The 12,037-nt window shown below is 60.8% G+C and carries 9 protein-coding genes and 1 pseudogene; 1 reads left to right on the top strand and 9 read right to left on the bottom strand.

Going from position 1 to position 12,037, the window contains the following annotated elements:
- Positions 1 to 62: 62 nt before the first annotated feature.
- Entirely contained in the window at positions 63 to 926 is an 864-nt protein-coding gene (locus CYD26_RS25815) for a methyl-accepting chemotaxis protein (protein WP_371917192.1), read from the bottom strand.
- Positions 927 to 1,157, bottom strand: a pseudogene (locus tag CYD26_RS25810) (HAMP domain-containing protein); the annotation flags it as partial.
- Between the two features lie 1,001 nt (positions 1,158 to 2,158).
- On the opposite strand from CYD26_RS25810, the gene CYD26_RS05105 reads away from it, so the two are divergent.
- Positions 2,159 to 4,324 carry a methyl-accepting chemotaxis protein gene (locus CYD26_RS05105; RefSeq protein WP_102051946.1) on the top strand — a complete coding sequence of 722 codons (2,166 nt, stop codon included), beginning with the start codon at positions 2,159 to 2,161 and terminating at the stop codon, positions 4,322 to 4,324.
- Here CYD26_RS05105 and CYD26_RS05100 read toward each other — a convergent pair.
- From CYD26_RS05100 to purU, 7 genes are all read right to left on the bottom strand, one after another.
- Positions 4,321 to 5,130 (bottom strand): IclR family transcriptional regulator, encoded by an 810-nt coding sequence (locus CYD26_RS05100; protein ID WP_102051945.1) that lies wholly within the window; start codon positions 5,128 to 5,130, stop codon positions 4,321 to 4,323. The two genes, CYD26_RS05105 and CYD26_RS05100, sit on opposite strands and share 4 nt — an antisense overlap.
- A gap of 90 nt (positions 5,131 to 5,220) precedes the next feature.
- Positions 5,221 to 5,814 (bottom strand): sarcosine oxidase subunit gamma, encoded by a 594-nt coding sequence (locus CYD26_RS05095; RefSeq protein WP_102051944.1) that lies wholly within the window; start codon positions 5,812 to 5,814, stop codon positions 5,221 to 5,223.
- Between the two features lie 3 nt (positions 5,815 to 5,817).
- Positions 5,818 to 8,721 (bottom strand): 2Fe-2S iron-sulfur cluster-binding protein, encoded by a 2,904-nt coding sequence (locus CYD26_RS05090; protein ID WP_102051943.1) that lies wholly within the window; start codon positions 8,719 to 8,721, stop codon positions 5,818 to 5,820.
- Positions 8,718 to 9,023 carry a sarcosine oxidase subunit delta gene (locus CYD26_RS05085; protein WP_065761534.1) on the bottom strand — a complete coding sequence of 102 codons (306 nt, stop codon included), beginning with the start codon at positions 9,021 to 9,023 and terminating at the stop codon, positions 8,718 to 8,720. Before CYD26_RS05085 ends, CYD26_RS05090 begins: the two co-directional genes overlap by 4 nt.
- A 14-nt stretch (positions 9,024 to 9,037) precedes the next feature.
- Entirely contained in the window at positions 9,038 to 10,279 is a 1,242-nt protein-coding gene (locus CYD26_RS05080; RefSeq protein WP_099775209.1) for an FAD-dependent oxidoreductase, read from the bottom strand.
- On the bottom strand, positions 10,261 to 11,160 hold the full coding sequence (gene folD / locus CYD26_RS05075; RefSeq protein WP_102051942.1) for a bifunctional methylenetetrahydrofolate dehydrogenase/methenyltetrahydrofolate cyclohydrolase FolD: 900 nt from the start codon (positions 11,158 to 11,160) through the stop codon (positions 10,261 to 10,263). Before folD ends, CYD26_RS05080 begins: the two co-directional genes overlap by 19 nt.
- Complete coding sequence (gene purU, locus CYD26_RS05070) at positions 11,157 to 12,023, bottom strand: formyltetrahydrofolate deformylase (RefSeq protein WP_102051941.1); 867 nt, start codon at positions 12,021 to 12,023, stop codon at positions 11,157 to 11,159. The genes folD and purU overlap by 4 nt, the downstream gene beginning before the upstream one ends.
- Positions 12,024 to 12,037 lie beyond the last annotated feature (14 nt).

The following is a 12,037-nucleotide window of genomic DNA, read 5'->3' as shown; positions in this document are numbered from 1 at the left end:
CGACGATCACGTCGGGCTTTGTCTTGGCCTTCTTCGGAGGAAAAGTGAGTACGATGCCCGTGCTAGGTATCAAACCTGGCGACCACCGCACTCAACTCTGCCGCCAGACGCGACAGTTCATTGCTCGCCGCGTTGGTTTGCGAAGCCCCCGCCGCTGACTGCATTGACAGGTTACGAATGTTCAACAGGTTGCTATCGACCTCCCGGGCCACCTGCGATTGTTCCTGTGCCGCGCTGGCAATCACCAGGTTGCGTTCATTGATTTCGCCAATCGCCGTGTAGATGGACTCCAGCACTTCGCCGCACGCCTGGGTGATGGACAGGTTGGCCTGGGCTTTCTCGGTGCTTGAGCGCATTGACTGTACGGCAGTCTCGGTGCCGCTTTGCACGTTGCTGATCATCTGCTCGATCTCGCGTGTCGACTCCTGGGTGCGATAGGCGAGGGTACGGACTTCATCGGCTACCACTGCAAAGCCCCGCCCGGCTTCACCCGCCCGTGCGGCTTCGATTGCCGCGTTGAGTGCGAGCAGGTTGGTTTGCTCGGAGATACTGCGAATCACGTCCAGTACCTTGCCTATCTCCAGAATCTGCCCCGCAAGCTTTTGGATGTGCCCGGCGCTTTGCCTGATGTCGTCGGCCATGGCCTGGGTGCCGTCGATTGTGCCTCTGACCTGCTGCCGGCTTTGGGCGGAGAGGCTATTGGAGTGGGTGGCGGCCTCGGAGGTCGATACCGCATTACGGGCGACTTCTTCCACCGCGGTCGTCATTTCGGTCACGGCGGTAGCGGCTTGCTCCAGTTCGTGGTCCTGCTGCTGCAAACCCCGGTTGGTTTCTTCGGTGACGGCATTGAGTTGTGTCGCGGCGGCGGCAAGTTGCGCTGCCGAGGTACTGATCTGGATGATGGTGTGGCGCTGGCTCTCCTGCATGCGCTGCAGTTCGCTGAACAACAGGCCGATCTCGTTCTGGCTGTCGACCTCAATGGGTTCGCGCAGGTTGCCATTGGCAATACGTTTGAAATGCTGGCCTGCACGCTCCAGCGGGCTCAAGACGCGGCCTGCGATAAACACCCAGCAGAGCACCGCGAGCAGCACGGTCAGGGCCACCAGTACCCCGGCGGTGATCTGCGCGTGCTTGAGTTTCACACTGGCCTCGGCCATCAGCGCTTCACTGCGGCTGTTCAGCGACTGCATCATGCTTGTGCGCTGTTCCTGCAGTTTGCCCATGGCTGTTGAAGCCTCTGCGTTGACGCGGAAATAGCCCGCCAGATCATTCGCCCGCGCCGCTGTGCGCTGCCCTTCGATGGCCTTGCCGTACTCGCTGAACGAGGCTTCAAGCTGCAGGCCCAGGGCCCTGTCCGCGGGGGTTAACAGGGTGGACGAAAAGTTGTCGATCTTTTCCAGGGCGGAACGCCAGATATCCTCCGAGCGGACGAGCCGGGCTTTGGCAGCGTCCTTTTGCCCGCCGATGTCTTCAATGAATGCTGAGGACACGTTGGCACTTGCACGGATGGCCAGCAGCAAGGCGTTGTTGAGCCTGTCGGCCTGCAGCGCAGTACTGTGCAGCTCTCTGATATGGGCGTCGCTTCGTTCGGCTGCTCGCCACGCGTTGACAGTAGAGAACAGCAGCGCCAGAACAAACAGCAGCAGTACCCAGCACATCCCGGTACGGATTTTAAGATGACGAAACATGGCGATCGCTCCAAAGATCGAAAGAATTTCAGCGGATGCTTCGGCCATCCCGGGCGGGAAGTGGCGCGTCTGGATTGTTGTTATCAGAGTGATCCGCTGCTTCTGTATCTCTGGGCGGGCTGTTGATCTTGAGCGTGTAAAACGGGATTTGTGCGATTATCGAACGCTGATGGCGTCGACTCGCCTCTCTCAGGATTTCATATGCCCCGTCAGTGAGCGCGGAGCGCTTTACGCACCGTTTTGATGCGCGAAGGGCCTCCCTTGGCGCTGCGCGTTGGGTGCCGGGTGAGGGCTATTGGCTATTATTTTTTTCGGAAAATTACGCTGTAAATTCTATATTTTTTGGAGGATATGCACGGATAGATGCCATAAATCGACAGTTTCTTTCAGGTTTGATCGTTAGCATGCTTTCAACATGGCGTGGTAATTGCTTCCAGGTTCGATGCCCAATGTCGCAGCTGGAGAAGTGAATGTCGCTATCAAGCAATTCCATGCAGTTATCCTCCGCCGAAAAACGCTGGTTGCCCTGGTTTGGCAAGACCGGAAAACTGGCCATGAAGTGGTCTTGCCGTCTCAATCGATCGGCTTACCCGGTGATTGAGCAGACATTCGAAGCCATCGCCGAAACCCGGGTGAAGCTGCTGCAGAACTGGGCGCGGGAGCAGTGGGACCATTTGGCTGAACTGGCGGCTACCTTGAGCCGCGACGGTGGCCAGCCTGGCCCGGGCCTGTTGCTGGAGAAGCTGGCCCAGGCTGAAGACTTTTCCGAACTGTTTGTCGTCGACCCCAGTGGTGCGGTGATTGCCTCGACCTGGAATGGCCATGCCGGGCGGTCGCCGTGCAATGCCAAGGCCCTTGCCGCCGGGTTGCAGGCAGCGTTCCTGCACGGCCCCTACAGCGACCCACTGACGTTGCAGATTGGCCCTTCATCGTCGCGTTTTCATGACGAAGTCACGCTGATGTTCTATCAACCCCTGAAGGTCGACGGCAAAGTACTCGGCTGCCTCTGTGGACGGGTTCCGAACGATGTATTGGGTGATTTGATCCAGCGTGAGGCCGGGCACATTTTTGCCGAGTCAGGGGACAACTACCTGTTCATGGTGCAGTCGCGCTTCGATCCGGCAATTCAGCCGGGGGTCGCCTTGTCACGCTCGCGCTTCGAAGACGGTACCTTTACCCACGGTGAAAACCTCAAGAGCGGCGTGCATACGCCCTGGAAGACTGTTCAGGTGCAGCGTCACACTGAACTGGAGCTGCGCTTCACCGATCCGTCGACCCAGGAGCTGCACCCTGGTGTGCGCGAAACCATCCGCACCGGCGCCAATCTGTTTGTCGCCTATCCCGGCTACTCCGACTACCGGCACATTCCGGTGGTCGGCAAGGGCGTTACCTTCCAGTTGCCCGGTTCACCGGACCGTTGGGGGATGATGTGCGAGGCTGACCTGGAAGAAGTCTACCGCCGCCGCTCGCTGAGTTACGGGCTGATGAAGCCTTACCTGGCAACCATGGCAGGCCTGTTTGGCTGCAACTACCTGATCCAGCATTACAGCGGTCTTTCCCAGGGCCTGATTGACCTCTGCGAGATGTCGAGCATGTTGGCTGCGGCGTTGTTGTTCCGTTCATTGGGCCCTAGGCGCCTGGCGGCACGCCTGAATGAAATGACCGGCGTCATCAGAACCATCGCCGAAGGCGAGGGCAACCTGCGCCAGCGCCTCGACTCGTCGCGCATGGCCAACGATGAGACCGGTGACATGGGGCGCTGGATCAACAGTTTCATCGACCATCTGGACGCCGTCGTCGGGCAGGTGATCAAGGCCAGCCAAAGTGTCGGCAAGACCAATCAGCTGATGCTGGGGCGTAGCCAGGCGGCCAGTCTCACCTCTGAAGAAGTTGCCCAGGCGGTGCACAGCATGATGATCATCGTCGAAGACCAGTTGGGCGAGATCCAGCAGGCTTCGGCCAGTGCCGAGCAGATGAAACAGGCCATGGATGAAGTGGTCACCCGCGCCCGAGAGCAGTTTCTGGCGGTTCAGAAGGGCACTCAGTCGATTCGCAATGTCGTCGAGCGCTCGTCCTCCAGCGTCCAGTTGCTCGACAGCCGCATGGGTGAGATTGGCACCATCACCGGACTGATCAGCGATATCACCAACCAGACCAACCTATTGGCGCTGAACGCGGCGATCGAGGCGGCGCGCGCCGGTGAGCATGGCCGCGGATTTGCCGTGGTCGCCGATGAAGTTCGCACCTTGGCGTCACGTACCTCGAAGGCAGCCGACGATATCCGGCAGATGGTCGAAGGGCTGCAACGCGAAACGCAGCAGGCGGTTGGTTTTATGGAGGATGGGGTCAAGGATGTCGACAACAGCCTGCGCCTGGCTGAAGAGGCGTCTTCGGAAAACGTGCAACTGCACCAGGCCGTGGAAAACATGTTCGCGATCATTCAGCAACTGAATCAGCGCAGCCTGGACTACGGCAAGACCATCAAGCAGGTCGATCAGTCGTCTGCGCAAATGCGCCAGACCGTCACCGTGCTGCAGACCAGCGCGGAAACCGTCAGGCTCGATGCCAACAAGCTGCAGAAGCTGGTAGGGCTGTTTGAGGTAAGTAGCAATGCCCGGCAACGGGATGCGGCCTAGAGTGTGCCCGTTGTGCTGATACCTTGCGGGGTGTTTGTCTTGCGATAGCCGAGCTCTTCGCTGATCTTCAGTGCGCAGTGCATCAGCAACTCGGTAAAGCGTGCCTGCGTGCCGGCCGGGTCCATGATCGCATCGGGGCCGGACAGGTTGATTGCTGCGCTGATACGCCCGGTGTGATCGCGTACGCCGGTGGCGATAGCCGTCGAATAGTCCGAGCGATGCACGACCCATTGCCGCTCGCGGTCCACGGCTGTGAGCTGTTCCAGTTCCGGCAGGGTGCGCGGCGCTGGTGCCGGGTAGTCATCAAGGCGCACATGCTGGTACAGCAGGCGCAGTTGCGCGGTGCTCAGGTCGCTTAGCAGCACGCGACCCATCGCGGTGCAATGGCAGGCGATACGTGTGCCAATCGGGATGTTCACTGATAAGCGTTGGGCGGCAAAGGCTCGGTAGAGGTACAGGCTGTCGGTGCCTTCCCGGGTGCTCAAGTGGCATGAAAGGGACGTGCTGTCACGCAGTGCATTGAGGTGCGGCATGGCGATTTCGACAATGTCGCGGCTGGCCAGGTAGCTGAAACCCGTGGAGATGACCTGGGCGCCCAGTTCATAGTGATTGTTGTACTTTTTCAGGTAGCCCATGTCGGTTAGCGTATAGAGAATGCGGTAGATCGCCGAATTGCTTACGCCAAGCTGTTCGGCAATGTCGTTGATACCCAGCGAGCGGGTGTGAGCGTCGAACAACCCCAGCACACTGAGCCCACGTTGCAGCGCTGGTACGCTGTAGTCGGTTTCCTTTTCAAGGCTTGGCATCATCAGCTCCAGTGGTGTTGCGCGTCGGGTAGCCGGGTCGGCCAGCGGTGGCGACCCGGGCGTTGTACCTCGTTCAAGCCCGTGTGCGGCTTAATCCATCAACACTTCAGGCGCCAGCAAGGCACCGTTGAACTCACTCATGGCGTCCAGCACGGCATCTTTGAAGTAGGCCAGCGAGGCGCGATCACACAGCAGTTGGAAACAGGGCAGGCCGACAGGGCCCAGGTTGATCACGATGACGTTGATCCTCGCCGCCGAGGTCTGCGCCACTGCACCGACGGGGAACACCTCGGGCCGCAGGTCGACCCCGCAGAGCTTGGCCATGACCTCGCTGATGCAGGCGCCGCTCAGTTGCAGCCAGGCGTGGCTGTCCTGGCGTGGCAGCAGGTAGTTGGCGTTGTGGTCCAGCTCCCAGCTGACTTCTTCATCGGCAATGCGTTGACCCTGGTCGGCCAAGCCACCGAGCAGCAGGTACTCGGTCTGGGACAGGCGCGCGACCTGGCTGCCGTCGGCCTGGAGGACGGCGCGGTTGGGCGCTTCGGGCAGCTCGAAACCGCGTACACGCAAGTAGTCGGCGCTGTGCGTGCCACGAAAGCCGATTCGGGGCAGTGCGGTCAGGTCAATCAAGGCGCACTGCTGCAGGGCGCCAACATCGAGTAAGGGCTGTGCGTGCAGGTTAGACATGGCTCAGAGCTCCTGGCGCTGGTTGGCGGGGTCGAAGAACGGCAGCTGCACCACTGTGGCTTGAACCACCAGGCCGCCGTCGACGCGGATGGGAATCTGTTGCCCTGGTGTGCTTTGCTCGGGCGCGGCATAGGCCAGGCCGATGATCTGCCCCAGGGTCTGCGAGTGTTCGCAGGAGGTGACGTTGCCGCTGATGTCGGGGCCGTTCAGTACCAAGTGGCCTTCCAGTGGTTTAGGGCTGCCCTTGGGCAGGGTGAAACCGACCAGTTTGCGTTTTGCCGGTTGTGCTTGGAGGATGTCCAGTGAACGGCGGCCCACGAAGAATGGCTTGGTCCGGTTGATCGCCCAACCCATGTCGATTTCGTCGGGATGGGTCATGCCGTCGGTGTCCTGGCTGATGATCACATGGCCTTTTTCCAGGCGCAGCAGGCGCTGTGCCTCGACACCGAAGGGACGGATGTCGTAGTCCTTGCCGGCGTTCATCAAGGCCTGCCAGAGGGCCGCGCCATGGCGTGACGGCACGTGAATCTCGTAGCCCAGTTCACCGACGAAGCCGACCCGCAGCACGCGGGCCTTGATGCCGGCGACCGTGCCCTGGCGCACCCCCAGGTAAGGGAAGCCCGCGCTGGACAGGTCAATGTCGGTGCAGAGCGTTTGCAATACCTTGCGCGCATCCGGCCCGGCCAGGTTCACGGCCGACAGGGCCGCAGTGACGTTGGCAATATCGACGTTCAGGCGCCATTGGGCGTTCCACTTGAGCATCTGCTGGTAGATGCGATCGACGCCGCTGGTGGTGGCGGTGACGTAGAAGTGCTGCTCGGCAAAGCGTGCGCAGACACCATCGTCAATCACCACCCCTTGCTCGTTGGTCATCAGCGCATAGCGTGAGCGGCCCACCGGTTGCTTGAGGAAGGCAAAGGTGTAGAGGCGGTTGAGCAACTCGCCGGCGTCCGGCCCGCGCACATCCAGGCCACCGAGCGTGGACACATCGATCAGGCCGACTTTGGTGCGTACGTGCAGTGCCTCTTCCTGCATGCACCGCTCGCGTTCGCTGGTCTTGCCGTAGTAGGCAGGGCGTTGCCAGATGCCGGCAGGCATCATCTTCGCGCCGGCAGCCAGATGCTGTGCGTGCATGGGCGTTTGCCTGAAGGGGTCGAAGGCCCGCCCGGCGACGTGGGCCAGTTTTTCTGCCTCGAAGGGTGGGCGGGCAGTGGTTATTCCGGTTTCACTGATGCTGCGCTGTGTCGAAGCCGCGACCAGGCGAGCCGTGGGCAACGCCGAGTGACGGCCCTGGGACGGGCCCATGCCGACGGTGGAGTAACGTTTGACCAGCTGGATATCGCGGTAGCCGATCCGGGTTGCGTTGATGATGTCATTGACCTGCAGGTCTTCGTCGAAATCGACAAAGTCCTTGCCCTTGGGATGAGGGAAGATCGGCCAAGGGAAGTTGACCCGCGCTTCGGCCTTGAACGATTGCTGCGCCGGGTAGGGTAATGCCAACGCAGCCAGGGCCGTGGCGGTGGCATTGGTGGCATCGGCCAGGACGTTGTCCAGGGTATGCCGGCCATTGGCGGAGCCGGCTACGCCGAGGTTGTTCGGCAGGCCGCTCAAGGTGAACTCTGCCGATGCGTCGTTGTAGGCCAGTTTGCCGCCAGCCTGACAAAGCAACTGATACACCGGCATGTAGCCGCCGGACATGCACAGCAGGTCGCAGTCCAGGGTCAAGGCCTGGCTGGCCACCTGGCCCTGGCCGGTGATACTGCGCAGTTCGACGCCAGTAATGTGGCGCATGCCTTTGCTGTGCAGGGCTTCGTAGACGGTCGTGGCAAGGTGGCAGCGGATACTGCGTTGCTCCAGCGCGACCAGCAGATCGCGATTGCCCGGACCACTTCGCAGGTCCACCAGTGCGGCAACTTCAACGCCTTGCTCATACAGGTCGAGGGCGGCCAGGTAGCCGTCGTCGTTGCCGGTGAGCACCACGGCGCGTTTGCCGGGTTTCACGGCATACAGTTTCATCAGGCGCTGGGCTGCACTGGTCAGCATTACACCCGGCAGGTCGTTGTTGCGGAAGATGACGGGCTGGTCGAATGAGCCGCTGCAGATCAGGCACTGGCTGGCGCGGACCTTGTACAGGCGCTTGCCTTGAATCACGGGCAGATAGTTGTCGGCAAACCAGCCGTTGCAGGTGGCCTGGGTAAGGATGCGGATGTTGGCATGCTGTTGGACCGCCTCGATCAACTGGTTGCGCAGGGTGTTGGCGCGTCGGTTGTCGATGTCGAAACGGGCATAGTTCAGCGAGCCGCCGAGAATCGATTGCTGTTCAACCAGCAACACCTTGGCACCGGCATTGGCGGCAGTCAGGGCAGCTTGCAGACCGGCCGGGCCTGCACCGATCACCGCAAGGTCGGCGAACAGGTAGGCCTTGTCGTAGTACTCGGGCTTGAAGTCGAGGTCGAGTACGCCAAGGCCGGCCTTTTTGCGGATGATCGGCTCCCAGATTTTCCACATGCCCTTGGGCTTGTAGAACGAACGGTAGTAGAACCCCACCGGCATGAACTTGGAGAACTTGCCCAGGTAGGCGTCCTTGTCGTGCTCCAGCGAGCCGTTGAAGTTTTGCCCGCTGGCTTCAAGGCCTTGCGTCAACGGCTGGCAGTCGGCCAGGACATTGGGTTCGTGGGGCAACTGGATCAGGCTGTTGGCATCTTGCCCGGCCATGCTCAGTGGGCCGCGTGGGCGGTGGTACTTGAACGAGCGTGACAGCAGAAAACGGCCGTTGGCGAGCAGGGCGCTAGCGATGCTGTCACCCTGAAGGCCCTGATAGGCGGTGCCATCAAAGCTGAAGGTCAGCGGCTGATTGCGATCGATCAGCAGGCCCATGGGAGCTGGAAGGCGATTGGGGAGGCTCATCCTGCGATCTCCTGCGGTTGCGCGGCAGTGAACTCAACCCGCGTGCTGAACAGTTCCCGTGGGTCGAAGGTCCGGATGATCTCGTCAGTGACGGTGTGGCGTTCAGCCAGGAACCAGTAGCTGGAGGGGCTGTGCATCCACCATTCGCGAACCACGCCGAGGGTGTCTTCGCTGTTGAAGACATAGGCCGCCCATTCACTGTCGCTGCAGGTGTTTGGGTTCGGCATTGGCTTGAACTCGCCACCGTAGGTGAACTCGCTGATGTTGCGAGGCCCATTGAGCGGGCAAATCATGACTTTCATCTCACGCTCTCCTGTTAGTGGCTGGCTGCCGTGGCGCCCATTTCGTTGACTTGGGCAAAGGTCGAGAAACGCTCCAGGCTGAACGGTTTGATCAGGTCCGGTACCTTGCCGCCACTGGCGACCAGCTCGGCCATGGTCTTGCCGCAGATGGGCGTGGACTTGAAACCCCAGGTGCCCCAGCCGGCGTCCAGGTAATAGTTCTTCACCGGGGACAACCCCATGATCGGGCTGTAGTCCGGGGTCATGTCGGTGATTCCGGCCCATTGGCGCATCAGTTTGGCGTTGGCCAGGAACGGGAACATTTCGATGGCGTGGGCCAGCAGGCTTTCCTTGAGGTCGAGCGTCGAGCGGGTGTTGAACAGGGGATAAGGGTCCGAGCCACCCCCAAACACCACTTCGCCACGACCGGTCTGCTGCACGTAGCAGTGCAGGGCCGAAGAGCTCACCAACGGATCAAGGAAGGGCTTGAACGGCTGAGTGACCATCGCTTGCAGGGGAAAGGTCTGGATGGGCGAGCGAATACCGGCCTTTTTCATCATCTGCGAGCTCATGCCTGCCACGGCTTGCACGACGCAGCCACAGCGCACCGTGCCGCGGTTGGTTTTCACCGCGCTGATCGTGCCGTTTTCGATGACCAGTTCCTGGACTTCGGTCAACTGATGGATTTCCACTCCCCGTTTGGCTGCCTGCTTGGCGTAGCCCCAGGCCACCGCATCGTGACGCGCTGTCGCACCGTCGATGTGCCAGAGGCCGGCCAGTACCGGCAGGTGCCCTGGGTCCAGGTTCAAGGTAGGCACCAGTTCGCGGATCTGCTGGCGATCAATCATTTCGGTTCGCCCGCCGAAGTGCTTGTTCACCTCGGCACGCTGGCGGAATGCACGCACGGTGGCGTCGGTGTGGGCCAGGGTCAGTTGGCCGCGTTCCGAATACATGATGTTGAAGTCAAATTCGTTGGACAGGCCCTGGAACATCTTGACCGACTCGGCGTAGAACTTGACGCCCTCGCTGGTCAGGTAGTTGGAGCGAATCACGGCGGTGTTGCGAGCGGTGTTGCCACCGCCCAGGTATGACTTTTCCAGTACGGCAATGTTGTTGATGCCGTGGTATCGGGAAAGGTAATACGCCGTTGCCAGTCCATGACCGCCGCCGCCGATGATGACCACGTCGTAGGCAGGCTTGAGGGCTTTTGGGGCCGGCAAGTCGACCTCCACCGGGTACTCCGAACTCAGCCCGTATTTCAGTAGGTTGAAAGGCATACGGCCTCCGACTGGCTGCGTTGGGCTTGCTGCCGGGCAGCGATCACGGTGTTTTTCATCAAGAAGGCGATGGTCATTGGGCCCACACCGCCAGGCACCGGCGTAATCGCGGCAACCTTGGGCAGGGCACTGTCAAAATCGACATCGCCGACCAGTCGGCTGCGACCGTGGTCATCAATGCGGTTGATGCCGACATCAATGACCACGGCGCCCTCCTTGAGCCACGAACCATCGATGAGCCGTGGTCGCCCGACGGCGGCGATGACAATGTCGGCGAGCTGGCACAAGGCTTTGGCGTCGGCACTGCGCGAGTGAACCACGGTCACCGAGCAATGGGCCTTGAGCAGCAGGGCGGCCATGGGCTTGCCGACGATGTTCGAGCGACCGATTACCACGGCGTGTTTGCCACTCAGGTCGCCAAGGACCTGCTCAAGCAGGTACAGGCAGCCGCTGGGCGTGCAAGGTGTCAGCACGTCGCGGCCCTGGCTCAGGCCACCGACGTTCTCGCTGTGAAAGCCGTCGACGTCCTTGCTCGGCGCAATGGCTTGCAGGGCCCGGGTTTCCTCGATGTGTGGCGGCAATGGCAGTTGCAGGAGCAAACCATGTACCTGCGGGTCGTCGTTGAGCTTGCCGATCAATGCCAACAGCTCGGTTTCGCCGGTGGTGGCGGGTAGTCGGTACTCCAGCGAGCGGATACCGGCTTCCTCTGCCCGCAGGATTTTGTTGCGTACATAGACTTGGCTGGCCGGGTCCTCGCCTACCAGGATCACCGCCAGTGCAGGTTCAATACCGTCGGCTTTCAGCGTTCGGACGTCTTCGCGCACCTGTTGCAGCACCTGTGCGGCAGCGGCCTTGCCATCAATCAGTTTCAGCGGGCTCATCGGAAGATCACCGTTCTGTCGTTGTTAAGGAAAACCCGGTGTTCCAGGTGGTATTTCACCGCCTTGGAGAGGGCGACGGTTTCGGTGTCCCGTCCGGTGGCTACCAGATCGTCCGGCTGGTAGACATGGTCGACCCGCTGGACCTCCTGCTCGATGATCGGGCCTTCATCCAGATCGCTGGTGACGTAGTGGGCGGTTGCACCGATCAGCTTTACCCCGCGTTGGTAGGCCTGGTGGTAAGGCTTGGCACCCTTGAAGCCGGGCAGGAACGAGTGGTGGATATTGATTGCCCGGCCCGACAGTTGCCGGCACAGGTCGTCGGAGAGGACCTGCATGTAGCGGGCGAGTACCACCAGATCGGTACGGGTTTCATCAATGACCTTCATCAACTCGGCTTCCTGCTGCGCCTTGGTGTCCTTGGTCACTGGCAGGTAGATGAAGCGAATGCCTTCTCGTTCGGCCATCGGCCGCAGGTCCAGATGGTTCGAGACGATGGCCGTGATGGTCATGTCCATCTCGCCCTTGTGGTAGCGGTAGAGCAGGTCGGTCAGGCAATGGTCGAATTTGCTGACCATCAGCAGCACGCGCATCGGTTCACGGCTATCGAAGAGCTCCCAGTGCATGTCGAAGCCGTCGGCGACGGCCTGGAACGCGTGCTTGAGCTGGTCAATGTCGCCGTCGTGGCCGTCGTTGAAGCGAAACACCGCCCGCATGAAGAATTTGCCGCTGAACTCATCGTCAAACTGTGCCATTTCTCCGATGTAGCAGCCGTTTTCCGCGAGGTAGGAGGTAACGGCGGCGACGATGCCTGACGTCGCCGGGCAGCTGATCTTGAGAATGAACGGGTTCTTTTCGTGTTGCATGGCTGGTCCTCGGA

Source organism: Pseudomonas sp. FFUP_PS_473 (assembly GCF_002858665.1).
In the GTDB taxonomy this organism is placed as follows: domain Bacteria; phylum Pseudomonadota; class Gammaproteobacteria; order Pseudomonadales; family Pseudomonadaceae; genus Aquipseudomonas; species Aquipseudomonas defluvii.
This window is presented reverse-complemented; position numbering and strand designations above follow the sequence as displayed.

Excerpts from the sequence above, each read along its gene's own strand:
- CYD26_RS25815 (WP_371917192.1), bottom strand. The coding sequence starts at position 926 with ATGCAGGAGAGCCAGCGCCACACCATCATCCAGATCAGTACCTCGGCA.
- CYD26_RS05090 (WP_102051943.1), bottom strand. The coding sequence starts at position 8,721 with ATGAGCCTCCCCAATCGCCTTCCAGCTCCCATGGGCCTGCTGATCGAT.
- folD (WP_102051942.1), bottom strand. The coding sequence starts at position 11,160 with ATGAGCCCGCTGAAACTGATTGATGGCAAGGCCGCTGCCGCACAGGTG.
- CYD26_RS05095 (WP_102051944.1), bottom strand. The coding sequence starts at position 5,814 with ATGTCTAACCTGCACGCACAGCCCTTACTCGATGTTGGCGCCCTGCAG.
- CYD26_RS05100 (WP_102051945.1), bottom strand. The coding sequence starts at position 5,130 with ATGCCAAGCCTTGAAAAGGAAACCGACTACAGCGTACCAGCGCTGCAA.
- purU (WP_102051941.1), bottom strand. The coding sequence starts at position 12,023 with ATGCAACACGAAAAGAACCCGTTCATTCTCAAGATCAGCTGCCCGGCG.
- CYD26_RS05105 (WP_102051946.1), top strand. The coding sequence starts at position 2,159 with ATGTCGCTATCAAGCAATTCCATGCAGTTATCCTCCGCCGAAAAACGC.
- CYD26_RS05080 (WP_099775209.1), bottom strand. The coding sequence starts at position 10,279 with ATGCCTTTCAACCTACTGAAATACGGGCTGAGTTCGGAGTACCCGGTG.
- CYD26_RS05085 (WP_065761534.1), bottom strand. The coding sequence starts at position 9,023 with ATGAAAGTCATGATTTGCCCGCTCAATGGGCCTCGCAACATCAGCGAG.